This window comes from Methylobacterium sp. WSM2598, assembly GCF_000379105.1.
In the GTDB taxonomy this organism is placed as follows: domain Bacteria; phylum Pseudomonadota; class Alphaproteobacteria; order Rhizobiales; family Beijerinckiaceae; genus Methylobacterium.
Map to the genome: position 1 here is coordinate 379,781 of NZ_KB900609.1, position 25,628 is coordinate 405,408.

A 25,628-nucleotide genomic window follows, 5' to 3' on the forward strand; every position below is an offset into this window, starting at 1 on the left:
CGCGGCCAGGATTGCAAGCGCTTCATGTTCCACATCGAGGGCGCCAACTCGATGTACGTGAAGGCGGTCGGCCGCTCGCTGGTCCAGGAGGGGCTGGTGAAGGGCAAGCGCTGGTACTCGCTCACCGCCGACTACGCCTTCGGGCACGACCTCCTGCGCGTCGCCAAGGGGTTCATGCAGGGCAACGGCGGCAGCTTCGCCGCGGACGAGCTCGTGCCGACCGACGCCACCGACTTCTCCGCCTACCTGATCAAGATCCGGCAGGCCAAACCCGACCTCGTAATCTCGAACCTCGCCGGCAACCAGATCACCAACTTCCTCAAGCAGTACGCCGAGTACGGACTGCCCTTCCCGATCGCGGGCTTCGGCTTCGACACCGCGCTCGCCTGGGGCGCGGGCGCGGGCAACTTCGCCGGCACCTGGCCCTGCCTGTGGCACCACAAGGTCGACACGCCCTCCGCCAAGGCCTTCGTGGCCGCCTTCACCAAGAAGTACGGCAAGCCGCCCGAGAACCAGGCCTGGGGCGACTACAACGGCATCCGCATCGTCGCCCAGGCGATCCGCGAGGCGAAGTCGACCGAGGGGCCGGCCCTGGTCTCCTACCTGGAGGGCGGCGCCAAGTTCGACGTGCAGAAGCCGCGCCCCGGCTATTTCCGCGCCCGCGACCACCAGCTGATCAGCGAGATGTACGCGATCACCGCGCTGCCGGCCGACAAGGTGAAGGACAAGTGGGACATCTTCTCGTCCTCGCCGGCCCTGCCGGGGCCGAACGAGGACCTGGAGGTGCTGGCCCCGACCGCCGAGGAGGCCGCCTGCAAGATGGAGGGGTGACGCGAAGTCCGGAACAGGGCTCTCGGCATTCGCACCGGGAGCCCGCGCGGCCGAGCGACGCTCCGCCCCGGCGAAGCCGATTGCCGCATCGCGAGGCGATCAGCCGGACATCGCGTGAGGCGCGCGCCTCCGCCCCGGCGGCCGGGATCCCGTCCCGGCCGCTCCGCAACCCCGTCCCTCCGACCGGACACGTCCCGTGATGCTCCTCACCCTCGCCGTCGAGCAGGTCGTGAACGGCCTGTTCCTGGGAGCGATCTACCTCCTGATCGCGCTCGGCCTGTCGCTGATCTTCAGCCTCGGCGGCATCGTGAACCTTGCGCACGGGGCGTTCTTCGCCGTCGGCGCCTACCTCACCATCGTGCTCTCGCCGAGCCTCGGCTTCTCCGGCGCGATCCTCGCCGCGCCGCTCCTCGTCGGGATCATCGGCCTCGCGGCCGAGCGGCTGCTCTTCCGCCGCTTCTACCGCTCCGACCCGATCCTCTCGCTTCTCCTGACCTTCGGCCTCGCCATGGTGGCCGAGCAGGCCCTGCGCATGATCTTCGGCGCGCCGCCGCTGCCCTACGGGATCCCGCAGGCGCTGCGCGGCCAGGTCTTCCTGGGCGACTTCATCCTCTCCCGCTACCGGCTGACCATCCTCGCCGCCGTGGTGGCGGCGGTCGCCGCGGTCTGGTTCCTCCTGCAGCGCACCACCTTCGGGCGCGTGGTGCGGGCCGGGGTGCAGAACCCCGACATGGTCGCGGCGCTCGGCATCTCGCTCAAGCCCTACATGGCGGCGGTGGTGTTCATCAGCGTCGCGCTCGCGGGGCTCGCGGGCGTGATGCTGGCGCCGATCACGGGCGTGCACCCGGCCATGGGCGCCGAGGTGCTCACCGGCGCCTTCGTGGTCGTGGTGATCGGCGGCCTCGGCTCGTTCTGGGGCGTGGTCGTGGCGGCCCTGATCGTCGGCGTGGTGCGCGGCCTGATGGTCCTCGTCTATCCGGGCTTCGCCGAGGCCGCGATCTACGCGCTCATGGCCCTCATCCTGCTCGTCCGGCCGCGCGGCCTGTTCGGCGAGCGCATCCTGCGCTTCGAGTAGGGACCGCCCGATGACCCGCACCGATCGGCTCGCGCTCCCCCTCCTGGCGCTCGCCCTCGTCGTCCTGCCGCTCGGCCTGCAGGGGCTCGGCCTCACCCTGACCACGGCCACCGACGTGGTGGTCTTCGCGGTGGCCTGCCTGGGCCTCAACATCCTGGTCGGGCAGACCGGCCTCGTCTCCTTCGGGCACGGCGCCTTCTTCGGCCTCGGCGCCTACGCGGCGGCGATCAGCCAGCGCGCCCTCTTCCCCGGCGGCCTCGTCGCGCCGGCCGTCTTCGCCCTCGCCTTCGTGGCCCTCGCCGCCCTCCTCGTCGGCCTGCTGATCCTGCGCCGCCGGGGCGTCTACTTCTCGCTTCTGACGCTGACCCTCTCGGCGCTGACCTTCACGGTGGCCTATCGCTGGACGGCGCTGACCGGGGGCGAGAGCGGCTTCGGCGGCGTGGTGCGGCCCTCCCTGCTCGGCATCGACCTCGACGCCCCGGCGACGTGGTACGCCTGCGTGGCGGTCGTCGGCTTCGCGGTGCTCTGCGGGCTCGCGCGGCTGCGCCGCTCGGCGGTCGGCAGCGTGCTGGAGGCGATCCGCGAGAACGAGCAGCGGGCCCGCTTCCTCGGCTACCCCACCGCCCGCTACAAGCTCCTCGCCTTCACGATCTCGGCGGCGGTGACGGGCCTCGCGGGCGTGCTCGAGGTCTTCACCCACCGCTTCGCCTCGGCCGAGCCGCTCGGCACCGCCTTCTCGGGCGAACTCCTCGCCATGGTGGTGATCGGGGGCATGCGCAGCCTCGCCGGCCCGGCGATCGGCGCGCTGTTCTTCATCCTGTTTCGGGAACTGCTCTCGATCTGGACCGGCGACTGGCTGTTCTGGTTCGGCCTCCTGTTCATCGGCTTCATCCTGTTCTCGCCGGACGGGCTCGTCGGCATCGGCCGGCGGGTGCTGCGCCTGATCCGGCCGGCCCCGAGCGAGGACGCCGCGATGGCCGGCCGGCGGGCCGGCGCCCCCGAGAACCTGCCCGGCTTCCTGCGCCCGGACGGGGCGGTCGCGGGCGCGATCCTGCGGGCGAGCGGCATCGCCAAGCGCTTCGGCGGCATCCGGGCGGTGGAGGACGTCTCGATCGCGGTGCGCGACCGGACGCTGCACGCCCTGATCGGCCCGAACGGCGCCGGCAAGACCACGGCCTTCAACCTGATCTCCGGGATGTTCCGGCCCGATGCCGGCGACGTGACCCTGGAGGAGCGCTCGATCGCGGGGCTCGCCCCCGAGCGGATCTGCCGGGCCGGCCTCGGCCGCTCCTTCCAGATCACCAACCTGTTTCCGGCGCTGAGCGTCGAGGAGAATGTCCGCCTCGCGGTCCAGAGCCGGCATCCTGGCCGCTTCAATCCCTGGCGCGACGCCCGCCGGGACCGGGCGGTCGCCGCGGAGACGGCCGAGATCCTGCGCTGGCTCGGCCTCGCGGGGCTGGAGCGGGCGGAGGCCGGCTCCCTCTCCTACGGCGGCCAGCGCCTCCTCGACATGGGGGTGGCGCTCGCCACCAAGCCCCGCGTGCTCCTCCTCGACGAGCCGCTCGCCGGCCTCGCGGCGGCCGAGCGCGGGCGCATCGGCGACATCATCAAGCGGGTCTCGACGGAGGTGCCGGTCTTGATGGTCGAGCACGACATCGACCGGGTCTTCCAGATCGCCGACGCCGTCACGGTGATGAACGAGGGCCGCGTCCTCGTCGACGGCACCGTCGAGGAGGCCCGCACCAGCCCGGCGGTGCAGGAGGTCTATATCGGCTCGGGCACCGCCGCGATCGCCGCCAAGCCCCGCCCGAGCGCCGCGGGCGGCGGCACGCTCCTCTCCCTTGATCAGGTCGACACGTTCTACGGCAAGAGCCACATCCTCAACGGCGTCTCCTTCGCGGTGCACGAGAACGAGATCGTGGCGCTGCTCGGCCGCAACGGCGCCGGCAAGTCGACCTGCCTCAAGACGATCACCGGGATCGCGCCCCACGCCGCTGGCCGGATCCGCCTCGCCGGCGAGAGCCTCGACGGGCGCTCGGCCGCCGCCATCGCCCGGGCCGGCATCGGCTACGTGCCGCAGGGCAGGGGGCTCTTCGCGGGCATGAGCGTCGCGGAGAATCTCGAACTCGGCCGGCTGCGGCGGCGCACCGGGCACGGCGTGCACTGGGACGAGGAGCGCATCCTCGCCTATTTCCCGCGCCTGCGCGAGCGCTGGCGCACCCCCGCCGACTACCTGTCGGGCGGCGAGCAGCAGATGGTGGCGGTGGCCCGCGCCCTCTCGGGCGACACCCGCGTGCTCCTGCTCGACGAGCCCTTCGAGGGCTTGGCGCCGGCGATCGTCGAGAGCCTGTTCGAGACCTTCGACGCCCTGCGCCGCGAGGTCTCGATCGTCATCGTCGACCACAACCTCGACCTCGCCCTGGCGCTCTCCGACCGGACCGTCGCGCTGGAGCGCGGCCGCGTCATGCATGTCGGCCCGTCGCGCGCGCTGCGCGACGACTTGGCCCTGCGCCGCCAGGTGCTGTGGCTGTAACGGGAGATCCTGCCATGCCGAACGTCGCCCTCGTCGGAGCCGGCCTGATCGGCCGCTCCTGGGCCGTGGTCTTCGCCCGGGCCGGGTTCCGGGTCCGCCTCACCGACCGGGATCCGGCCGCGCGCGAGGCCGCGCCGGGCCATATCGAGGCGGCCCTGCGGCAGCTCTCCGCCCACGGCCTCGTCGCGGACGTCCCGGGCGCCCTCGCGCGCGTCAGCTGCCACGCGGCCTTGAACGAGGTGGTGGCGGGGGCCGACCTCGTCCAGGAGAGCGGGCCCGAGACCGTCGAGGCCAAGCGCGCGCTGTTCGCCGAGCTCGACGCGTTCTGCCCGCGCGAGACCATCCTGGCCTCCTCGACCTCGGCGATCGTCGCCTCCCTCTTCACCGAGGGCCTGCCCGGCCGCGGCCGCTGCCTCGTGGCGCACCCGGTCAACCCGCCCCACCTCGTGCCGGTGGTGGAACTCTGCGGCGCGCCCTGGACCGATCCGGCCGCGATCTCCCGCGCCCGCGCCCTCTACGAGGCGGCGGGGCAGGTGCCCGTGACCGTGCACCGCGAGGTGGAGGGCTTCGTCCTCAACCGGCTGCAGGGGGCGCTGCTGTCGGAGGCCTTCCGCCTCGTCGCCGAGGGCGTGGTGAGCCCGGAGGATCTCGACAAGACGGTCTCGGAGGGGCTCGGCCTGCGCTGGTCCTTCCTCGGCCCCTTCGCGACGATCGACCTCAACGCGCCCGGCGGCGTGCCCGACTACGCCGCCCGCTACGGCGGATTCTACCGCCGCCTCGCCGCCGACCCGGCCCCGCCCCAGGTCTGGGAGGCGGAGAGCCTCGCGCGGATCGCGGCCGCTTGGCGAGGCGGTCCCGATCCGGCGAGCCAAGCCGAGCGCGCGCGCCGCCGGGACGCCCGCTTGGCCGCCCTGATGGCGCACAAGCGCGCCCAATCCTGAGATGACCTGCCCGAAAGGACCTGCCATGGCCGCACGCAAAGTCGTCATCACCTGCGCCGTCACCGGGGCGATCCACACGCCCTCGATGTCGCCCCACCTGCCGGTCACGCCCGAGGAGATTGCCGAGGCGGCGATCGGCGCCGCCGAGGCCGGCGCGGCGATCGTCCACCTGCACGCCCGCGACCCGCGCACCGGGAAGCCCGACCAGCGGCCGGAGGCCTTCCGCCCGTTCCTGTCGGTGATCAAGCAGCGCGCGAACTGCGTCATCAACCTGACCACCGGCGGCGCGCCCACCATGGGCATCGAGGAGCGCCTCGCCCCGGCCTCGACGCTCAAGCCCGAAGTCGCCTCCCTCAACATGGGCTCGATGAATTTCGGCCTCTACCCGATGCTGGAGCGCTTCAAGAGCTTCCGGCACGACTGGGAGGAGCCTTACCTGGCCGGCTCCCGCGACCGCATCTTCAAGAACACGTTCGCGGACATCGAGCACATCCTGACCACCTGCGCCGAGAACGGCACCCGCTTCGAGGTGGAGTGCTACGATATCGGCCACCTCTACACGCTCGCCCACTTCGCCGACCGGGGCGTGATCAAGCCCCCGTTCTTCGTGCAGAGCGTGTTCGGGATCCTCGGCGGGATCGGCCCGCACCCGGAGGACGTGCTTCACATGAAGCGCACCGCCGACCGGCTGTTCGGCCGGAATTACCATTGGTCCGTGCTGGGCGCGGGCCGCAACCAATTGCCCATCGCCGCCCAGGCTGCCGCGATGGGCGGCAACGTGCGGGTCGGGCTGGAGGATTCCCTCTGGATCGGACCCGGCAAGCTCGCGCAGTCGAATGCCGAGCAGGTGACGAAGGTGCGCCAGATCATCGAGGGGCTGGGCCTGGAGATCGCCACCCCCGACGACGCCCGCGGCATCCTCGGGCTCAAGGGCGGCGACCGGGTCGGGTTCTGAGCGGGAGGCGGCGGCGGGTCGCGGGCCGGCGCCCGGACCCGCCGCCGGGCATCGGCTCAGAACGTGGCGCGCAGCGTCAGCATCACGTTCCTCGGATCCCCGTAGGTGTTGTAGGTGTTGAGGCCGCCGATCCGCGTGCGATAGACCGTGTCGAGCACGTTGTTGACGGACAGGGTCGCTCTCAGGGTCCGGTTCACCGCGTAGCCGATCTGGAGGTCGAGGACCGCGTAGGGCGGCTGGAAGCGGACCGGAACGCGTCCCTGGTCGGAGGTGGTCGAGGCGGCGACGAGGCCGAGACCGACGAAGACGCCCCGCAGCGGGCCGTCCTGGACGTCGTATTGCGACCACAGCTTCACGCTGTGCTTGGGCAGCCAGTTCGTCAGGCGCGCGCCCGTCCGGGAATCGTCCCTCAACAACTCCGTCCGGGCATAGGTGTAGCCGGCCACAGCCTGCCAGCCCGGGAGAAGCTCGCCCGAGACCTCGACCTCGACGCCCTCGCTCCGCGCCTTGCCGAGGGCGACGGAGTAGTTCGGGTGGGCCGCGTCGTCGAAGGCGCGGTTGACGTCGTCGATCCGGAACAGCGCGGCGGAGGCCTGCAGGCGCCCCTCCAGGGCCTCACCCTTCAGGCCGACCTCGTATTGCGTGCCGACCCGGGGATCGATGACGCCGCTCGGCCATTTCGGATCCGTCTGCGGAAGGAAGATGTCCGCGTAGCTCGCATAGGCGTTGAGCCCGGGCGTGAGTTCGTAGACCAGCGCCCCGTAGGGCGAGGGCCGCGCCGTGACCGACGTGTCGGTCTCCCAGGGGGTGCCGCGGCTCGGGGCGGCGGCCCGGGAGCGGGCCTCGTAGGAGGAGAGGCGCCCGCCGAGGACGAGCGTGAGCGGGTCGAGAAGGCGCAGCCGCGTCTGGCCGTAGACGCCCCACTGCTCTTGCAGGTTGCGGCTCCCGCGGGTGAACGGGCCGAACGGCTCCGCCACGCCGGCATTCGGGTCGAAGATGTTGCCGTCCACCTGGGGGTAGTTCACGCGCCGGCCGGCCTGCGACCAGGACATGGCGTTCATCCCGAGCAGCACCTCGTGCCGGCGCCCGAACGCCTCGACCGGTCCCTGCACGGAGAGGTCGGCCCCCTCCCGGTCGTAGCTCCAGATGCTCCAGCGCCGCGCATACTTGGCATTGCCGGCCGGATCGGTGCCGGTGACCGGGTACGCGTCCTTGAACGCGAAGTCCTGCAAGCGGCGGACATAGGCGGCTCTGAGCACCCATTCGCCGAACCGGTGCTCGAGTTCGGCCGCGTATTCCTGGGTCGTCCACTGGTTCCTGGCCCAGGCCGGGTAGGGGTTGGTGTCGCGGGGCACGCGCAGGAAGCGCCGGGTCGCGGCATCGGCCGGGAGGCCCGAGAAGGACGGCGAGAGGTCGCTCTGGCGGACGGCCGAGAGCGACAGGGTGGTCCGGGGCGTCAGGTCGATCGAGATCATGCCGGCGCCGAGCCCGCGCGTGCCGTGCCCGTCCCGGAAGGAGGAGTCGCGGTCGGTCCCGGCCAGGATCCCCCGCCAGCGCACGCCGCTCTCCCCGCCGAGCGGCCCCGTGAGGTCGAGTTCGACGCGCTTGTTGGCCCAGGAGCCGTAGCTGGTCGCCAGGGAGGCGCCGAAGGTCTCCCGAGGACGCTTCCTCACGAAATTGACGACGCCGGCGGGCTCACCCTGGCCCAGGAGCAGCCCGGCGGGCCCGCGCAGCACCTCGATCCGGTCGTACAGCACCGTGTCGAGTTGCTGGTAGCCGCTCAGCCCGCCGAGCACCGGAACGCCGTCGGACATCGCCTGCGGGTCGTAGCCGCGGATGAGGTACTGGCTCTGGGACGGCTCGTTCGAGATCCGGGTGACGCCCGTGGCGCGGGCCAGCGCCTCGTCGACCGTGGTCAAGGTCTGGTCCTCGATCTGGCGCCGGGTGACGACCGAGATCGAGTGCGGAACGTCGATGCGGCGCACCGGGGCCTTGCCGGCGACGGTGACGGCATCGCTCGTGAAGGAGCCGCTGCCCTCGGTGGTCGCGCCGTCGCGCCAACCGGCGATGATCAATTCCGGCAGCGCCAGGACGTCGGCGGGCGCCGGCCGCGCCGGGGCTTCGGTCCCGGTCGGGCGCGGCGCGGCAAGGGCCGGTGCGCCCGCAGCCGCCAGGGTGAGTAGCGCCGCGCTCCTCAGGATGCGATCGATTGTCATGAGTCTCTCCCGACGGCGCATGGGCGCGTCGCGTGACGGGGCGCGCCGGATCGCGCGGACCGGCACGGATTCGCGAAGGGCGCGCGGGACCGCGGTCACCGGCAGCGCATGCAGTCGGAATCAGACGGGGGCGGGTGGGGCGCGGGCCCGGATCCAGTCGAGGCGCCGCCGCCGCGCCAGCGGGGCGAGGCGAGGGCGTGCAGCGACCCGTCCGGGCGGATGGGGGCAGGGCAGGGCGGGCGCCACCGACGGCGGAGCGAATCCGCCCGCGGCCACGAGTTGGCAGAGGCCGCAGGGATCGCCGTGGAGTGCCGGGGGGGCCTCGGGCCGGTCGCGCGAGGCGCCGGAATGGTGATCCGGACCGCAGATGACGAGGCGCGCGAACGGGTCGAACGTCGCGCGGACGACCGCCGCGGTGGCGCCCCCGGGGGCGATGATCTGAACGATCACCGCCAGCCAGCACAGCAGAGCCGGACCTATTCGCTGGAATATTTTCAGGATGCGACTCAGATGACCTAAGGTCATCTATCACGCCCGGGGAGGCGAGGCCAAGGCCGGCCTGCCGCGCCGCCGGCTCGGCGGCGAAGCTCCCGCTCGGCATCCCCGTGCCGACCGACCTGTGATCCCGAATCCGACGGATTGCTTCGCGAGGCGGATTTGGGCTTCGCTCACGCGCCGCGCGGGCTTGGCAGACGTTGTCCGGACGCGATCGTCCGGACAGCGTGTGACGCGCCGAACGGGGCGGAGGAGAGCGGCGCCGCGCCTCTGCCGGAGCGAAGTCGCGGCCGAAACCCGCGCCGGTCCAACACCGTCGCGTCGCGAGATCCGGCCGCGATCCCAGGCGGCGACCGCGGCAGACCCGGCCCCGTCAACGCGCTCCACCGCTGCCGCGCCAGACGTACCGCGCGACGTTCCACCCGGATATCGTCCAAGCCTCGGATCGGCGCGCCGCCCCGAGACACGTTCCCTGAACATCGCCGAAGAGCACATTGATTAGACTGAACCGTATTGCGGGAGATATCTGTCGCCGAGGCGCTCCCGCCAGACGAAAGAACGGGGTTGACATGCGATAAGTCGGGCGTGCCCGCCCGCGCACTGCGTCAGTCCGGGGATCGCGGCGGCGTGAATAACCGGGCGTTAAGTGTTGTGCGCGACACTCTCGGAGGCGGGCAAACCCGGGCCACCCTCTGGCGCGCCGGATCCGCGAATTCCGGCGCCGGCCGGACGAGGCCCGGGCCGTGCGGGGCTGTTCACGGATCGCGCGCGCCGGTCCGATCACCGGGACATGAGCATGTGGTTCTTCGGCCGTGACAATGCCGCGCTGATCGCGGCGCTCGACCGCTCGCAGGCGGTGATCGCCTTCGCGCCGGACGGGACGATCCTCGACGCCAATGCCCTGTTCCTCACGGCGGTCGGCTACGGGCTGGACGAGATCAAGGGCCGCCACCACCAGCTGTTCGTCGACCCGGCCGAGCAGGACGGGGCCGCCTACCGGGACTTCTGGGCGTCGCTCGCCCGCGGCGAGCCCCATACTGCCGAGGTGCGGCGGCTCGGCAAGGGCGGCCGCGAGATCTGGCTGCAGGCGACCTACACGCCCATCCTGGGCCGCGGCGGCCGCCCGACCAAGGTGGTGAAGGTCGCCACCGACATCACCGAGCGCAAGCGCAGCGACGCGGATTGCCGCGGCAAGATCGAGGCGGTCGAGCGCGCCTGGGCGATGATCGAGTTCGATCTGTCGGGCCGGATCCTGACCGCCAACCCGAATTTCCTGCGCGTGGTCGGCTACGGCCTCGACGAGATCGCCGGGCGCCATCACGAGATCTTCGTCGATCCCCAGGAGCGGGCGGCGCCGGCCTACGCGGCGTTCTGGCAGCGGCTCGGCCGCGGCGAGTTCCACTCCGGCGAGTTCCGCCGCATCGGCAAGGGCGGCCGCGAGATCTGGCTGCAGGCGATCTACAACCCGGTGCTCGACGCGAGCGGCCGGCCCGTCAAGATCGTCAAGTACGCGACCGACACCACCGAGGCGGTGCGGCAGCGCCGCGAGCGCGAGCAGGCGCTGGCGGCGATCGAGGCGAAGCTGTCGGAGATCGACGAGACCATGGCGGGGGTGGCGGCCCAGGTCTCTGGGACCGCGCAGGCGGCCGACGCGACCGCCGCCACGGTGGGGCAGGCGGCGGCGGGAACGCGGGCCGTCGCGGCCTCGATCGAGGGCCTGACGCGCCACGCCGGCGAGGCGCGCCACGCCGGCGACGCCGCCGTGCGCCAGACCGAGGAGGCGCGGGGCATCGTGACCGGCCTGCTTCAGGCGGCCGACCGGATCGGCGACGCGGTGAGCGCGATCCGCGCTGTGGCCGAGCAGACGAACCTGCTCGCGCTCAACGCCACGATCGAGGCGGCGCGGGCCGGCGAGGCGGGGCGGGGCTTCTCGGTGGTCGCCACCGAGGTGAAGGCGCTGGCCGGCCAGTCGTCGCGGGCGGCCGAGGAGATCTGCAGCCTGATCGCCGCGGTCCAGACCTCGACCGGCGAGGCCGTGCGGGTGATCGAGACCATCAGCCAGGCCATCCACCAGATGAGCGCGCTCTCCGGGCGCGTGTCGCAGGCGGTGTCCGAGCAGGCCGACGCCACGCGGGCGGTCACGAGCGGGGTGGAGACGGTGGCGGGGAGCGTGGAGCAGGTGCGCGAGAGCGCCCGGGCCATCGAGGCCGCGGCGGCCGCGGTGGGCGCCTCGATGAGCGAGATGGCCGGGTTCGCGCGCCGGATGGTCTGACGGCGAAGACCCGGACGGTAGCGCCCCATCGATCTCGGGCCTGCCCGAGATCGTCATCACCTCGATCTCGGGCCTGCCCGAGATCGCCATCACCTCGATCTCGGGCCTGCCCGAGATCGCCATCACCTCGATCTCGGGCCTGCCCGAGATCGCCATCACCTCGATCTCGGGCCGGCCCGAGATCGCCATCACCTCGATCTCGGGCAGGCCCGAGATCGCCATCACCTCGATCTCGGGCAGGCCCGAGATCGACAGCGCCTCCGGTCCAGCTCGATCTTGCGATGCAGAGGCGGACGCTCGGCGAAGCTTCGGATGCTGCGCCAAAGATCATCGTCGATGACAGGCGCGGAACCGCGCGATCGGGGCGGACCGGCGCCACCGGCCGCGCCGCGCGAATTCGCTGATCTCCTACCCTATTTGGATGATGGAAAGTTTTCCTCCCCGTCTATCCTCGACGCCAACAAGAAGGGGCACTCGAAACTCATGTAGCATGCAATTGAATGGAGCCTCAACATGACGCTTGGTCTCTCGATTCCTGCTGCGGCGGTTTCACTGTTGACGTGCGTCACGGCCTCGGTGGCGATGCCGATGTCCGGCACCTTCACCATCCACCTTGATCGGCAGGAGGCGCGGCCGCTCGGATCGCCGGATCACCTGCAGATCCAGCAGAGCGGCACGGGCACGAACCAGAGTCCCGGCCAGCCGCTCGACGGCGCCGCCGTCGGGATCAACGAGGTCGCCACGCTCAAGCGCGGCCGCGGACCGGTGCGGGGCACCATCACCTTCACCACCCCCACGGGCACCACGGTCAGCACCTATACCGGCGCGGTCGCGACCGATGCGCAGGGGAGGGTGACCGCGCAGGGGCGCTTCAGGACCAAGGAGGCCGGCGGCGCCTTCAAGGGGCTGCGGGGCAGCGGGACGTTCTCGGTCATGTATACGTCGAAGACCGACGCGGTCTCGCAGTGGTCCGGCACCTTCACGCCGCCCGCCACCATGATGTCGGGCCGGTGAGCCGGGTCACGACGGAACGCGGATATCGACGGGATGTGGCAGCCTGACGAGACGCAGGTCGAGCGGATCTACGAGGCCGCGATCGTGCCGGACCTCTGGCCCGCAATCCTGGAGTCGATCGCCGAGGCGCTCGGGATGGTGGGCGGCGCTCTCGTGACGCTGCCGTCCTCCATCCCGCCCCTCGTCCCCAGGATCGATCCCAGGATCCGCTGGACGACCTCGGCCGCCGTGGCACCGATGTTCCACGCCTTCTTCACGGAGGGCTGGGCCACGCGCTGCACCTGGGTCCAGCGTGGGCGCGCGCTCGGGCACCCGTTCTTCATCTCCGACGACGACATCATGACCCGGGACGAGCTCATGCAGATGCCGAGCTACCCGTTCTATCGCGGCTACGGCGTCGGCTGGGCGGCCGGCCTGTTCATGAGGATCCCCTCGGGCGACGTCTTCACCTTCACCTTCGACCGGCGCTACGAGGACGGACCGGTTCCCGCCGAGACCGTGGCGGCGCTGAACACGCTGCGGCCGCACCTCGCCCGGGCCGCCATGATCGCGGCGCGGCTCGGACTGGAGCGGGCCCGGGCGACGACCGAGACCTTGGCCATTCTCGGGCTGCCCGCGGCCGTGCTGAGCGAGTCCGGCGCCCTGATCGACGCGAACCCGCACATGCGGGCTCGGATGCCGAGCTGCGCGCTCGAAGGAGCCCGCGGGGCCTTCCACCTGCGGGATGCCGGCGCCGATGCGCTCCTGCAGACGGCCCTCGCGGCCATCCGCAACCACGCGCCGGCCGGATCGGCCGTGATGTCGATCCCCGTGCCGCCGGCCGAAGGCCAGCCTCCCGCCGTGGCCCACGTCGTGCCGATCCGCGGGGCGGCCCGCGACCTGTACACACCCGCCGCGAGCCTCGTCGTGCTGACGCCGCTCTGCCAGCGCGATCCACCGCCCGCGGCGGTGATCCAGGGATTGTTCGACCTCACGGCCGCCGAGGCACGGGTCGCGCGCTTCATCGCCCAGGGCCAGACGGTCAGCGACGTGGCCACGAAATCCGGCACCAGCGAAGCCACCGTGCGCACCCAGCTGAAGGCGGTCTTCGCCAAGATCGGGGTCTCGCGACAGGCCGAGCTGGTCAGTCTGCTGGGGAACACGCTCGGCCTGACGCAGGCCCGGGCGTGAGGTCGGGACCGGCGCGGCTGCGGCGCAGCTCCTGCGCCGCGGCCGTGACGGTCTGCCGACCCGCCCGGACCGCATGCAGAACCTCGCCCCGCTGCAGCTCGCGCTCGCTCATCAGGACCCACCCCATGGCGGCCTCCCGCGTCCGCTCCGACGGGGGAGTGTGCCATTCCACCTTTGCACAGGTGGGACATTTTCACTTTGCGCCGACACACCCGATTCGCATAAGCGACGTTATGGAACCGGCAGGCGGAAGCCGGCGAGGCGTCCGGACCCGGCCGAGGGCCGCGCTGGGATGTGTGCCGCGCGCCTCAGGGCGCGGAATCCGCCTTCACGCCGAGGCCGCGCAGCATCGGCACGATGCGCGTGAGCCGCTCGCGCAGGTCGCGGATCGGCTCCTCCGCGCCGCCGAGGGCGCAGACGATCTGCGCCCGCGCCCCGCTCACCTGATCGCGCAGGGCGCGTCCGGTCTCGGTCAGTTCGAGCCGCAGCTGGCGCTCGTTGCCCGGGTCGCGCTGGCGCCGCACGTAGCCGCTCGCCTCGAGGCGCTTGAGCAGCGGCGTCAGCGTCCCGGCATCGAGCTGCAGCCGGCGCCCGATCTCCTTGAGGTTCACCCCGTCCCGCTCCCAGAGCACGAGCAGCACGAGGTACTGCGGATAGGTGAGGCCGAAGGGCTCCAGCATCGGCTTGTAGGCGGCCGTGAAGGCGTGGGCGGCCGCGTAGACGGCGAAGCAGAGCTGGTGGTCGAGGTGCAGGGAAGCGGGGTCGCTCATCGGGAACCTTGAGGGAGACGCGGCCGTCGGGTTGAATTGCAGGCGAACGGCTTTTGCCCTAACGGCCATTGCCCCAGAAGTCGACCCCGGATCGCCGCGGCCGGTCGAGGGCGCGGCGCGGCGCGACGCGGCCCCCGCCGAGGCAGCCCCACGCATCGGGGCGCGCCGGTGCGACGACGCCCCGTCGGACTCCGTTGAGAATCATGCCGTCGAGGTCGAGAATCGGCGCATTCGCACTTTCCCCAAGCTTATCGGAACGCAGGCCCGTGCCCTGTAGCCTCGCCGACAATGGGATTGATTTTGAATTTCGCGGGAACGCTGCCCGCTAACTCCTGTTATTGCGGCGACGGTCCGTCGCAAGGCGGGCGACGCGGAGGAATCGATGCTGCTCCAGACCTGCCATGGCCGCCGTGCCGCGCTCGCCCTGGCCTCGGGATGCCTCCTGCTCGGCATGGTGGCCCACGTGCGGGCCGGCGACGAGGACGGGTTCGGCAGTCTGTTCCAGCGCCTGTTCGCGCCGCCGCCGAGCGCGGCCCCGCAAGTCGAGCCGGTCCCGGTCGGGCAGCCCCTGCCAGCGCCCGTGCGGGCGCGGCGCGCGCCGCGTCCGGCCCTGCCGGTGGCGCGCCGCCTGCCGCCGAAGGCCGCCGTCGCGGCCGCCGCGGCCGCCGCGCGGGCCCATCCGCGGACGCGCTACGCGGCCCTGCCGCGGCCGGAGGCGGTCGAGAAGCGGCGGGCGGCAGTCGAGAAGCGGCCGGTCGCGGAGGATGCGCGGGCCGCGGCGCTCGCCAAGGCGGGCGATCCGAGTGCCGCCCTGATGCGCGACACCACCCTGCGCCCGGGCGACATCGTCGTCACCGCGGCGGGCGCCCGGGTCTTCACGGGCAGGCCCGGGGACCGGCACCGGGCGGGGGATTTCGAGGACGCGACGCGCTCCCGGCGGCTCGACGGCAAGACGAGGCGCCTCGTCAGCGCCATGGTGGCCCCGGCCGGCGCCGTTCCGGCGGCCGAGGCGCACCGCCTCCTCGCGCGGCTGCAGCGGGAGCGGGCGGTGCAGGAGACGGCCGAGCCCGTCGCGCGGGCGACCGCCTCCCTGGTGCGGGTCGTCTATCCGGCCGCGGAGATCTACAACGCGGCCGGCCGAGGGCCCTGAACCGAGGCCCCTCCCCGGCCGCGCCGGTGTCCCAGGCGCGGCCGTCGGCGCTGCGGCGAGACCCGCGACACGTCATCCTGAATCCGCTTGATCCCTTCGGGATAGCGGATGTCGGCTTCGCTCAGGCGCCACGCGGGCTCGTGATCCGGGATCCGCTCGGATCGACCGGATCGCGGATCAGGCATCCTGGTCGCGCAGGTTAAGGATCAGGCGACGGACTTCCCGCGACAGGTCTTCGGTCCTGTCTTTAAGATCCGTCCCGATCTTGCCGGTGCGACATCGGCAGGAGGCACTCCGCTCACCTTGCATCAGGCGGAACCCAGGCGGATCCGGGGCTCCGGCTTGCCGCGGGCACCGGGCGCGACCAGGAAGGTCTGTCCGCCGAGGGGATCCGCCGCCCGGGCTGCGGCGTCGAGCCCCTGGAAGGCGGAGGTGACGAGCAGCCGGTCGAGGCGCGCGCCGACGAAGGCCGGACAGCTCGGCTGGAGCGCCGGGATCGCGACGCTGCGCAGGAGCGTGCCCTGCGGCGAGAACGCGTCGACCCGCGCCCCGCCCCAGCGGGCGATCCACAGGCATCCCTGCGCGTCGGTGACCGCCCCGTCGAGCCCGGCCGGGTCGTCGTGGCGCAGGACGAGGGCGGGTGCGCCCTCGGGCAGGCCGGTCGCCGCGTCGAGGGGCACCCGGTGCAGTTCCCCCGCTCCCGTATCGGCGAAGTAGCCGGCGCTGCCGTCGGGCGAGAAGCAGATGGCGTTCGGGATCCGCAGCCCGGAGAACAGCCGCAAGACCCGCCCCGCCCGGAAGGCGTAGATCGCGCCCGCCCCCGGCTCGGCCTCCCGGCCCATGGTGCTGAACCAGAAGGTGCCGCCCGGATGGACGCGGGAGTCGTTGGAGCGGGTGCGCGGATGGTCCGCCTCCACGGGGGCGAGCAGCGTGAGGCGCCCGTCCGGCGCGCGCAGGTGCAGGCCGTCCTCGGCCGCCAGCACGTGGCGCCCGTCGCCCACTGCCGCGAGGGCGCTCGCCATCACCGGCAGGCTGTGCACCCTGACGTCCCCGCCCGTAGGCCCGGCATCGAGAGGGCGCGACGCGTCGGGCGGGTCCGGCACATCGGAGAGGCCTCGCGCCTCGAAGGGGCCTCGCGCCTCGAAGGGGCCTCGCGCCTCGGAGAGGCCTCGCGCCTCGGAGAGGCCTCGCGCCTCGAAGAGGCGCCTGGATAGGATGTCGAACCACCACGCGGTGCCGGTCTCGGCCTCGTAGGTCACCCCCTCGCCCAGGTGACAGGGCGTGGCGTCGAAGACGCGGGCGGCGCCTTCGGGTGCGGCGGGGAGCGGCCCTCCCGCGGCCTCGCCGCCCATCACCAGCCCCCGAAGGCCGCGACCGTGCGGCGCCGCCCGATCATGAAGGCGTCCGCCACCAGGCCGAGGGGGGCGAGGTCGGCCTCGCTCTCGCGGCGGGAGACCAGGTCGCGGAAGCGGCGGTAGAGGCCGCGATACTCCGCCTCCGGAGCGGTCGGGATCGGAACGCCGTCGAGGCTCAGCCGCGCCCCGCCGCCCGAGACAAGCAGGAGCCCGCGCTCCGTCGCGAACCGGATGTCCCAGGTCTGCGGCCCGGCCTGCAGGAAGTCGAACTCCGCCCGGATCGGCAGGCCCGCCGCGTCGGCGAGGTCGAGCGAGGCGGCGATCGGCGCCTGCCGGTCGGCCGGGAAGGAGAGGTCCGCCCCGGTCACCTGGACCGGCCGGGGCAGGAGATGGGTGACGAGCGACAGGGCGTTGATGCCCGGGTCGAACACCCCGAGGCCGCCCGGCTCCAGGATCCAGTCCTGGCCCGGATGCCAGACCCGGATGTCCTCGCGCCAATCGACGCGCACCGCGCGGATCGGGCGGTCCCGCAGCGCGGCCCGGGCCGGCTCGACCGCGGGGGCGAAGCGGGAATGCCACGCGCAGAACAGGCTGAGGCCGGCCGCGCGGGCCTGCGCGGCCAGCGGCAGGATCTCGCCCAGGGTCGCCGCGGGCGGCTTCTCCAGGAGGACGTGCTTGCCCGCCGCCAGCGCCGCGGCGGCGAGCGCCCCGCGCCCGCGCGGCGGCGTGCAGAGGGCGACCGCGTCGAAGGGAGGCCCGGATTCGAGCAGCGCCGCCAGGGTCGGCGCGTGGGGCAGGTTCTCCAGGCCGGCGCCGGGGCCGGCGGTGGCGGCGAGGTCCAGGCCGGGCGTCGCGGCGATCGCCGGCAGGTGCTGGTCGCGGGCGATCTTGCCGAGCCCGACGAGGGCGATCCGCAGGGAGGTGGGGGACGATGTCAAGGCGGGCTCCGCGTCCTGGCCCGGCGGGCGACCGGCGAGCGGGTGAGGCCGTAGCGGATGACGGCCGCCATGGCGACGGCCGCTCTCGCGGGATCGCGCGGGATTTCGCCGCGCGCAGTCGGGCGCTCGGCAGGGCGACGGCTCCCGGCGCGGCCGTCGGTTGCTGGCGTCCGTGTCGCCAGAGTACAACCCGCGTGCCGACGGGACCCGGCCCGCCCGGGCGCCGCTCCGGAGGATGAGCATGCGGGAAGGCAATGGCGCCGCGCGACGCCCGTTCGGGATCCTGCCGGACGGCAGGACGGTCGACGAGGTGACGCTGACCAACGGCAGGCTCACGGCGCGGATCCTCGCCTACGGGGCGATCCTGCGCGGCCTCGACGTGCCGGACCGCGACGGCGCGCCGGCGGACGTGGTGCTGGGCTTTCCCGACCTCGCCGGCTACCTCGACCGGCCGAGCTATTTCGGCGCGAGCGTCGGGCGCTACGCCAACCGCATCCGCGGCGGCCGCTTCAGCCTCGACGGGCGGAGCTACGCGCTCGCCACCAACGACGGCCCGAACGCCCTGCACGGCGGCGTGCAGGGCTTCAACCGGCGCCTCTGGGAGATCACCGCGATCCGCGGCGGCGAGGGGCCGGCCGCGACCCTGCGCTACGTCAGCCCGGACGGGGAGGAGGGCTATCCCGGCACCCTCACGGTCACGGCCACCTACCGCCTGGAGGGCCCCGATACGCTGAGCATCGCCTACGCGGCGACGACCGACCGGCCGACCATCGTCAACCTGACCAATCACAGCTTCTTCAATCTGGCGGGCGAGGGCGCGGGCCGCCCCATCCTCGATCATGTCCTGACGATCCCGGCCGACACCTACACGCCGGTCGATCCGACGCAGATCCCGACCGGCGAGTTCGCGCCGGTCGCCGACACACCCTTCGACTTCCGCGCGCCCACCGCGATCGGGTCGCGGATCCGGGACGGCCGCCACCCTCAGATCCGGCGCGGGCGCGGCTACGACCACAATTTCGTGCTCGGGACCGCGCCGAGCCAGGCGGCGCGGCCGGCCGCCCGGCTGGAGGAGCGCGGCTCGGGCCGCGTCCTCGACCTGCTGACGAACCAGCCGGGCCTGCAACTCTACACCGGCAACTTCCTGGACGGGACCGCGATCGGCAAGTCCGGCCTCGCCTACCGCCAGTCGGACGGGGTCGCCCTGGAACCGCAACTGTTTCCGGACACGCCGAACCAGCCGGTCTTCGGCTCGGCCCGCCTCGATCCCGGGGCGACCTACCGCTGCCTCATCGCCTACCGCTTCTCCACCCTCGGAGATCCTTAACGCCCGCTGAGCGGCGCCGGCCGCGCCGCGGAGGGGGCCGGGCCGGACTCGGGCCTCTCGGCCTCGCGCAGCGCCCGGTTCTCGGACAGGGATGCGCGCCAGCCCGTGGCGGCGCATGATGCGCGGCCGGCGCGCGAGGGCGGGCGCCTCACCGCGCGAGCAATTCCTTCACGCGCGCCGCCAGGGTCTCGACCGCGAAGGGCTTGGTCAGCACCTGCATGCCGGGGCCGAGCCGGCCGCCGCCGAGGGCCGCGTTCTCGGCGTAGCCGGTGATGAACAGCACCCTGAGATCCGGCCGGTCGGCGCGCGCCGCATCCGCCATCTGCCGCCCGTTGAGCCCGCCCGGCAGCCCGACATCGGTGACGAGGAGGGCGATGCGCCGCTCCTCGCGCAGCAGCCGCAGGCCGGCGGCGCCGTCCCCCGCCGCGAGCACCGCGTAGCCGAGCCCTTCGAGAACGTCCGTCACCAGCATCCGCACGGTCGGCTCGTCGTCGACGACGAGCACCGTCTCGCCCCGCCCCGCCCGCGGCTCCCGCATCGGCGCGAGCGGCCCGTCCACCTCCTCCGCGGCGCCCTCGTGGCGCGGCAGGAGCAGGCAGACCCGGGTGCCGCGCCCGACCTCGGAGGCGATCCGCACCTGCCCGCCGGATTGCCGGGCGAAGCCGTAGATCATCGAGAGGCCGAGCCCGGTGCCCTGGCCCATCGGCTTCGTGGTGAAAAAGGGCTCGAAGGCGTGCTGGATCACGTCCGGGGTCATGCCGATCCCCGTATCCGCGACGCTGAGCGACAGGTACGGGCCGGGACTCAGATCCGCGGCCGCGGCCTCCTCGGGGCCGAGCGCGAGGTTGGCGGTCGCGATGACGATGCGGCCCCCGTCCGGCATCGCGTCGCGGGCGTTCAGGCACAGGTTCAGGAGGGCGTTCTCGAGCTGGTGGGGGTCGACCAGCGCCGTCCAGAGATCGGCGGCGGGCGCCACCTCGACGGCGATGGCGGGCCCCACCGTGCGCCGGATCAGCTCCTCCATCCCGGCGATCAGTCGGTTGGCGTCGACGGGCTTCGGATCCAGGGTCTGGCGGCGCGAGAAGGCGAGGAGGCGATGCGTCAGGGCCGCCGCCCGCTTGGCCGCCCCCTGCGCGGCCTCGACGTAGCGGTCGATCTCACCGAGGCGCCCCTGGCGCAGGCGCAGCTGCAGGAGTTCGAGGCTGCCGGCGATGCCGGTGAGCAGGTTGTTGAAGTCGTGGGCGAGGCCGCCGGTGAGCTGGCCCACCGCCTCCATCTTCTGGGATTGCCGCAGCGCCTCCTCGGCGCGCCGCAGGGCGGCGGTGCGCTCCTCGACGCGCTGCTCCAGGCTGGCATTGGCCCGGTGGGCCGCGCGCAGCAGCCGGACATTGTCGAACCCGATCGCCGCCTGGGCGGCGAGCCCGGTCAGGACCGCCGCGATCCGGGCGTCGAACGCGCCCGGGGCCGGGTGGCCGAGGACCAGCACGCCGGTCGTCTCGCCGGAGGCGGAGATGACCGGCACGGTGAGCAGGCTCGCGAAACCGGCCGCCCGGACCTCGCCCGGGTCGGGCGGCTCCCCCCCGGCCAGGGCCGCCAGGGCGAGGGGCTCCGCGCCGCGCGCGAAGGCCTCCTGGTCCCGGCCCGCGAGGACGCAGCGCGGCGCCTCCTCGCCCGGCTCGTCGGCCCGGTAGACGAACGCTCCGGAGGCGGCCCCGGTCAGGGCGAGGCCGGCCTCCGCCACGATGCGCACCAGTCCGCCGAGGTCGCGCTCGGCGGCGATCCGGGTTCCGGTCCGGTTGAGCACCTCCAGGGCGTGGCGCTCGGCGGCGAGCCGGTCGCGGCTCTCGCGCAGGGCCGCCTCGGCCCACTTGCGCTCGGTCACCTCCAGGACGACTCCGATCAGGCGCACGCAGCGCCCGCCCTCGAAGGAGGCGTGGCCGCGGGTGACGATCCAGCGCTCGCCGCTACCGCCGAGCGTGCGGTGCTCCTGCGCGAGGCCGCCCGGCCCGCCCGGGTCGGTGGCGGCGGCGAGCGCGGCGCGCAGGCGCGGGCGGTCCTCCGGGTGGCAGGCGTCGAGCAGGGTCGAGGGGCCGACCTCGGCCTCGGGCGCGAGCCCGAACAGGGCCTTGCAGCGGGCGTCGGCGGTCAGCGCGCCGGAATCCGGCCGGTACTCCCAGATCCCGAGCCCGGCCGCGTCGAGGGCGAGGCGCTTCTGCAGCTCGCTCTCGCGCAGGGCGATCTCGGCGCATTTGCGCTCGGTCACGTCCCGGTGGGCGCCGACGAGGCGCAGGGGCACGCCGGCCTCGTCCCGCTCGATCTCGGCGACGGCCGCGATCCACCGCACCGCCCCGTCGCTCGGCCGGATGATGCGGTACTCGGCCCGGTACTCGCGGGCGCCGCTGCGCACGGCGTCGAGGAAGTGGCCGAGCGTCGCCTCGCGGTCCTCCGGATGGATGCGCCCGACCCATTCCTCGTGCGTCTCGCGGGCGGCGTCCTGCGGCAGGCCGTGGATGCGCAGGTACTCGGGCGAGCGCCGGTTGCGGAAGCCGCCGCGCAGATCCACCTCGAGCCCGCCCACGCCCGCGATCTGCTGCACCCGGGCCAGCTCGGCCTCGCGCTCGACCAGGGAGGCGCGCAGGCTCATCCGCTCCTGCGCCCCGGCCGGGAGATCGTCGATGCTGTTCATCCGGCCCGCCGACGCCCCGCAGCATGGGTGCTGCACTGGACATCCAGGCGCAGTACCTGGGCAGTTTACCGCGGCGTCACGGGTTGTCGATGGTGGGAGGTCGCCGCCCCGGCGGGCGGCGGGGCCGCGGCACCCCGGTCACGGACGGCGCGTGAGGGTCCGGCTTGCCTCGCGCACCCGCCCCGACAGCTGGGCGAGGCCGAGCGCCTCCGAGGCGGCGACGAGCCGGGCCGCCCCGCCCTGCGCCGCGCGTACGACCGGGTTCGGCTCCATCTCGTCGAGCCAGTCGGCGATCGGCCGCGGGTCGGCCAGGGCCAGGAGGGCGAGCGTTCCCCACACGACGAGGATCGCGGCGGCGGGCTGCGCGACCGTGACGGAACCCGCCTCCTCGGCGAGGGGCCGGAGCGCCGGCCCGCCCAGGGCCGCCTGCAGCGGGGTGGTGCTCACGCGATCTCCTCGGGTCAGAACTGGAAGTAGATGAAGGGCGCCACGCCGGAGGGCGACAGCATCGCCACGAGCCACGCGAGCGCGGTGCCGAGCGCGACCTTGGCGGGCAGGCCGGCGCCCCCGTAGAGGGAGCGGGCGGCCGCGGCGAGGGCGGGCGGCGCGAGCTGCGTGGCGGCCCCGGCCGCCATCAGCGCGAGGACGAGCGGCGTGGCGGCGAGCGGGGCGGGCCCGCCGAGGCCCCGGCTGATCGCCGCGAGGTAGTCGAGCGCGCTGGCGCAATCCGGCGCCCGGAAGAAGATCCAGGCCAAGCAGACGAAGTGGAAGACCAGGATCCAGCGCAGGGCCTCGCCGGCCTCGCTGCGCAGGAAGCCGCGCAGGCGGCCCCTCGGGTCGGTGGCCTCGCGCAGCCCGCGCTCGGCCGCGAGCCCGACCCCGTGCAGGGCGCCCCAGACCAGGAATTGCAGGCCCGCCCCGTGCCACAGGCCGCCGAGCACCATCGTCAGGACGAGGTTGCGCAGCGTGAGCAGCCGGCCGCCCCGGCTGCCGCCGAGCGGGACGTAGAGGTAGTCCCGCAGCCACGACGACAGCGTGATGTGCCAGCGCCGCCAGAATTCCTGCAGCGAGAGCGCGATGTAGGGCTGGTCGAAGTTCTGCGGGAAGCGGTAGCCGAGGAGGTTCGCGACGCCGATCGCGATGTCCGTGTAGGCGCTGAAATCGCAGTAGATGACGATGGCGTAGGCGTAGGCCGCGAGGATCAGGTCGACGCTGCCGTAGGCGCCCGGATTGGTGAAGACCGGATCCACGTAGAGGACCGAGAGGTGGCTCGCCACCACGACCTTCTTGAACAACCCGCCGAGGATCAGCAGCGCGCTCCCGGACAGGTCGATCCGGCCGGGATCGGACGGACGGGCGAGCTGCCCGAGGAACTCCGCCGCCCGCACGATCGGGCCGGCCACGAGGTGGGGAAAGAAGCTGACGTAGAGCATCAGGTCGAGGAGCGAGCGCGAGGCCGGGATCGTCCGGCGATGCACGTCGACCACGTAGGAGATGCCGTGGAAGGTCAGGAACGAGATCGCCACCGGCACGGCGAGCCCCGTCGAGCCGAGCGCGACGGGCCATCCGGCGAGGTCCGCGAGACTCTGGAGCTGCGCGGCCGCGAAGTCATAGTACTTGAAGTAGCAGAGCGGCGCGAGGTTGAGCGCGACCGCGCAGCCCACGGCCATCCCGCGCCGGCGCGGTCCCTCGCAGGCCGCGATGAGGCGGCCGAAGCCGTAATTCCCCACCGAGGAGAGCACCAGGAGCGGCAGGAAGGCGACGCTCCAGCAGCTGTAGAAGGCGTAGCTCACTCCCACGAGCATCAGTTTCTTGAGCTCGTTCCGGCGATTGAGCGCCCAAGTCAGCGGCAGAACCGCCATGAAGAACAGTGCAAACTCAATCGTTGGGAACAGCATGGGCCTCCTCCAACGTTCGTTGCACGATCGGATCGAGGAATTCCGCGAAGGCGCGGCCGCTTAGGCTATATCCCAGCTTCGTAAAATGAATGTGATCTTTGGACATCAGGGGCGGGTCGAGGCGCCGCCATGCCTCGGCGGGGCAGTCCGGCGGCATCAGGGCGGCCCAGTCCCAGAACGCGGCCCCCTCCTCCGCCGCGACCTGCCGCTGCGCCGCGCGCACGGCGTCGAGCTTCGGCGGCGGCGGGACGGCGCAGGCGCCCTGTTTGGCGGGGGCGGCCGCGGGCGCGCAGGCGCCCTCCCCGGCCCCGCAGCCGGGGCCGGCCCGTCCGGCCGCGGGCGGCCCGATCACCACCAGCCGCGCCCGCGGCGCCGCGGCGCGCAGCCGGCGCAGGGCGGCGCGGTAGCGCGCCCGGTACGCGGCCGGGTCGAGGGCGTCGTCGAACCCCTCGTTGGTGCCGAAGGCCAGCACGATCAGGTCGGGCCGCAGGCGCCGCAGGTCGCGGGCGATCACCGGCGCGGGGAAGCGCGCCAGGACGTCGACGGTGGCGCCCGGAAAGCCGAGATGGCTGTAGGTCACCCCACCCCCGGGCCGGAAGAGGCCGATGCTCGCGAGGGTGACGGGGCCCGGGCCGGTCGTGCGGATCGCCAGCGTGGTCAGGGCGGCCGGGCCGCCGCGCGGGGCCGGGAGCCGCAGCAGGGTCCAGCCCGGCGCGGCGGCCCGCAGGGAGGCCGTGCGGACGCGCTCCCCGTCGACCCGAATCTCGATCGCCCCCGCGCCCGGCCCCGTCCGCGCCTCGATCTCGATCAGCCCGTAGGGCGCCGGGGGATCGGCCGCGAGCCGCAGCACCTCCCCGGCGCCGCGGGCGCTGGCGGTGAAGCCCGAGAGCGTGAAGGCCTCGGGCGTCGCGGAGCGCTGGATGCTCGCGAAGCGCCAGCCCGCGCTCGCCGTCGCGGCGAACCGGCCGTCGCGAACGCCCGGGTGCGGCCGCCCGGGCGGCAGGTAGCCCGCGCCGCCCTCCCCGTAGCGCGCCTGCAGCAGCGCCCGCGCGGCGCCGGTGAAGAGATCGGCCGCCGTGTGGCTGTCGCCGATCTGCAGGATCGAGACGGCGGCGCGCGGCTCCGCCCCCGCCTGCGCCGCGCAGGCCGGCAGCAGCCCGGCGAGGAGCCGCAGCCGCCGCGCGCCCCGCCTCAGCGCCGGCACGGGAAGGTGAGCGCGACGCCCTGCTCCGCCAGGAGATCGGCCGCCGCGCGCAGCAGGTGGGCCGCCAGCACGTCGTAGCCGGCGGCCGTGAAGTGGATCCCGTCGGGGGCGCGGATCTGCACCTTGGCCCCGTGCAGGTCCGGCCCGTAGGGCTGGAAACTGTCGGGGCCGGAGGGGTCCTGGCGCCAGGGCGCGACGAAGCGGGTCCGCGGGGCGGCGAGGTCGCGCAGGGCCTGCGCGAAGATCGCGTTCTTCTCGGCCGCGTCGTCCTGGCTCGCCCGGTCGCGCAGCACCGGCAGGCCGAGCCACAGCACGCTCCCCCCGCCCGCCGGCGCGAGGTTGCGGGCGACCGCCTGGGCCAATTCGGCGTAGCGGCTGCGCCAGGCCGGCGTGCCGAGGTCGAGCCGGGCGCGGCCCGCCTCCACGATGCTCTGGCGATCGTTGAGCCCGAGGGACACGACGGCGAGCGTGGGCCGGAACGTCTCGGCGACGGTGCGGCTCTGCGCCACCCAGTCGAACTTCGCCGGCCGCGTCAGGCCGGTCCCGTTCTCGGCGAAGCGCCCGAGCCTGATCCGCCCCCCGAGGCAGGGCTCCCGGGAGGCGAGGCGGAAGGCGCCGCCCCAGATCCCGTCCGCCAGGGAATCGCCCACGAAGGCGATGCGGATCTCGTCGCCGGCGGCGGCCCGCGCCCGGGGCGCGGCCGCGAGGCCCGCGAGGCCGCCGAGCAGCGCGCGGCGCGAGAGACGGGTCGCTTGCACCATCCGTGTCCCCCTCATCATCGCGGGATCCGCGGCGCTC

General features: G+C 73.4%; 20 protein-coding genes (1 of these 20 cut by a window edge). 10 read left to right on the plus strand and 10 right to left on the minus strand.

Annotation, left to right across the window (positions count from 1 at the left end):
* From MET2598_RS0101875 to MET2598_RS0101895, 5 genes are all read left to right on the plus strand, one after another.
* Window positions 1-831, plus strand: the 3' portion of a protein-coding gene (locus MET2598_RS0101875) for an ABC transporter substrate-binding protein (RefSeq protein ID WP_018259693.1). 417 nt of this gene lie to the left of the window's left edge; 831 of the gene's 1,248 nt are visible here — the last part of the coding sequence; its start codon lies off the left edge, out of view; the stop codon is at window positions 829-831.
* A 199-nt stretch (window positions 832-1,030) separates the two neighbouring features.
* Entirely contained in the window at window positions 1,031-1,906 is an 876-nt protein-coding gene (locus MET2598_RS0101880) for a branched-chain amino acid ABC transporter permease (protein ID WP_012334373.1), read from the plus strand.
* A gap of 10 nt (window positions 1,907-1,916) precedes the next feature.
* Window positions 1,917-4,439: a branched-chain amino acid ABC transporter ATP-binding protein/permease gene (locus tag MET2598_RS0101885; RefSeq protein ID WP_018259694.1), complete on the plus strand. Its 2,523-nt coding sequence runs from the start codon at window positions 1,917-1,919 to the stop codon at window positions 4,437-4,439.
* 14 nt (window positions 4,440-4,453) lie between these two features.
* Window positions 4,454-5,380 carry a 3-hydroxyacyl-CoA dehydrogenase gene (locus MET2598_RS0101890; RefSeq protein WP_018259695.1) on the plus strand — a complete coding sequence of 309 codons (927 nt, stop codon included), beginning with the start codon at window positions 4,454-4,456 and terminating at the stop codon, window positions 5,378-5,380.
* A gap of 25 nt (window positions 5,381-5,405) precedes the next feature.
* Window positions 5,406-6,335 (plus strand): 3-keto-5-aminohexanoate cleavage protein, encoded by a 930-nt coding sequence (locus MET2598_RS0101895; RefSeq protein ID WP_018259696.1) that lies wholly within the window; start codon window positions 5,406-5,408, stop codon window positions 6,333-6,335.
* Window positions 6,336-6,391: 56 nt separating this feature from the next.
* On the opposite strand, the gene MET2598_RS0101900 is transcribed toward MET2598_RS0101895, so the two are convergent.
* Both MET2598_RS0101900 and MET2598_RS0101905 read right to left on the minus strand, forming a co-directional pair.
* Window positions 6,392-8,551, minus strand: coding sequence for a TonB-dependent siderophore receptor (locus MET2598_RS0101900; RefSeq protein ID WP_018259697.1), 2,160 nt, complete (start codon window positions 8,549-8,551; stop codon window positions 6,392-6,394).
* 120 nt (window positions 8,552-8,671) lie between these two features.
* Window positions 8,672-9,076, minus strand: a complete 405-nt coding sequence (locus MET2598_RS0101905) for a DUF2946 family protein (protein ID WP_026190456.1) — start codon at window positions 9,074-9,076, stop codon at window positions 8,672-8,674.
* 760 nt (window positions 9,077-9,836) lie between these two features.
* Between MET2598_RS0101905 and MET2598_RS0101910 the strand changes: the two genes are divergently transcribed.
* The 3 genes from MET2598_RS0101910 to MET2598_RS0101920 all read left to right on the plus strand — a co-directional run bounded on the left by MET2598_RS0101910 (window position 9,837) and on the right by MET2598_RS0101920 (window position 13,502).
* The gene (locus MET2598_RS0101910; RefSeq protein ID WP_018259699.1) at window positions 9,837-11,318 is read left to right on the plus strand and encodes a methyl-accepting chemotaxis protein; all 1,482 of its coding nucleotides are present in this window, start codon (window positions 9,837-9,839) and stop codon (window positions 11,316-11,318) included.
* Window positions 11,319-11,873: 555 nt separating this feature from the next.
* Window positions 11,874-12,332, plus strand: coding sequence for a hypothetical protein (locus MET2598_RS0101915; RefSeq protein ID WP_236728652.1), 459 nt, complete (start codon window positions 11,874-11,876; stop codon window positions 12,330-12,332).
* A gap of 33 nt (window positions 12,333-12,365) precedes the next feature.
* Window positions 12,366-13,502, plus strand: a complete 1,137-nt coding sequence (locus MET2598_RS0101920; protein WP_018259701.1) for a helix-turn-helix transcriptional regulator — start codon at window positions 12,366-12,368, stop codon at window positions 13,500-13,502.
* 308 nt (window positions 13,503-13,810) lie between these two features.
* Here MET2598_RS0101920 and MET2598_RS0101925 read toward each other — a convergent pair whose 3' ends face one another.
* The gene (locus tag MET2598_RS0101925) at window positions 13,811-14,272 is read right to left on the minus strand and encodes a MarR family winged helix-turn-helix transcriptional regulator (RefSeq protein WP_012334364.1); all 462 of its coding nucleotides are present in this window, start codon (window positions 14,270-14,272) and stop codon (window positions 13,811-13,813) included.
* Window positions 14,273-14,654: 382 nt separating this feature from the next.
* Here MET2598_RS0101925 and MET2598_RS0101930 point away from each other — a divergent pair, with 382 nt between their 5' ends.
* On the plus strand, window positions 14,655-15,422 hold the full coding sequence (locus MET2598_RS0101930; RefSeq protein WP_012334363.1) for a hypothetical protein: 768 nt from the start codon (window positions 14,655-14,657) through the stop codon (window positions 15,420-15,422).
* A gap of 308 nt (window positions 15,423-15,730) precedes the next feature.
* Here the strand turns inward: MET2598_RS0101930 and MET2598_RS0101935 are convergent, their stop codons facing one another.
* Together MET2598_RS0101935 and MET2598_RS0101940 are read right to left on the minus strand one after the other, a co-directional pair.
* Window positions 15,731-16,774 carry an SMP-30/gluconolactonase/LRE family protein gene (locus MET2598_RS0101935; RefSeq protein WP_018259702.1) on the minus strand — a complete coding sequence of 348 codons (1,044 nt, stop codon included), beginning with the start codon at window positions 16,772-16,774 and terminating at the stop codon, window positions 15,731-15,733.
* Window positions 16,774-17,715 carry a Gfo/Idh/MocA family protein gene (locus tag MET2598_RS0101940; protein WP_018259703.1) on the minus strand — a complete coding sequence of 314 codons (942 nt, stop codon included), beginning with the start codon at window positions 17,713-17,715 and terminating at the stop codon, window positions 16,774-16,776. Before MET2598_RS0101940 ends, MET2598_RS0101935 begins: the two co-directional genes overlap by 1 nt.
* Window positions 17,716-17,956: 241 nt before the next feature.
* Between MET2598_RS0101940 and MET2598_RS0101945 the strand changes: the two genes are divergently transcribed.
* Window positions 17,957-19,042, plus strand: a complete 1,086-nt coding sequence (locus tag MET2598_RS0101945) for an aldose epimerase family protein (RefSeq protein WP_018259704.1) — start codon at window positions 17,957-17,959, stop codon at window positions 19,040-19,042.
* 148 nt (window positions 19,043-19,190) lie between these two features.
* Here MET2598_RS0101945 and MET2598_RS0101950 read toward each other — a convergent pair whose 3' ends face one another.
* The 5 genes from MET2598_RS0101950 to MET2598_RS0101970 all read right to left on the minus strand — a co-directional run bounded on the left by MET2598_RS0101950 (window position 19,191) and on the right by MET2598_RS0101970 (window position 25,591).
* Entirely contained in the window at window positions 19,191-21,728 is a 2,538-nt protein-coding gene (locus MET2598_RS0101950) for a PAS domain-containing protein (RefSeq protein ID WP_018259705.1), read from the minus strand.
* A gap of 138 nt (window positions 21,729-21,866) precedes the next feature.
* Window positions 21,867-22,175: a hypothetical protein gene (locus MET2598_RS0101955; protein WP_018259706.1), complete on the minus strand. Its 309-nt coding sequence runs from the start codon at window positions 22,173-22,175 to the stop codon at window positions 21,867-21,869.
* Window positions 22,176-22,189: 14 nt separating this feature from the next.
* Complete coding sequence (locus MET2598_RS0101960) at window positions 22,190-23,626, minus strand: MBOAT family O-acyltransferase (RefSeq protein ID WP_026190458.1); 1,437 nt, start codon at window positions 23,624-23,626, stop codon at window positions 22,190-22,192.
* Window positions 23,607-24,830 carry a GDSL-type esterase/lipase family protein gene (locus MET2598_RS0101965; protein WP_012334356.1) on the minus strand — a complete coding sequence of 408 codons (1,224 nt, stop codon included), beginning with the start codon at window positions 24,828-24,830 and terminating at the stop codon, window positions 23,607-23,609. Before MET2598_RS0101965 ends, MET2598_RS0101960 begins: the two co-directional genes overlap by 20 nt.
* A complete protein-coding gene (locus MET2598_RS0101970) occupies window positions 24,818-25,591 on the minus strand; it encodes a DUF459 domain-containing protein (RefSeq protein ID WP_012334355.1) in 774 nt (257 codons plus the stop codon). The genes MET2598_RS0101965 and MET2598_RS0101970 overlap by 13 nt, the downstream gene beginning before the upstream one ends.
* Window positions 25,592-25,628 lie beyond the last annotated feature (37 nt).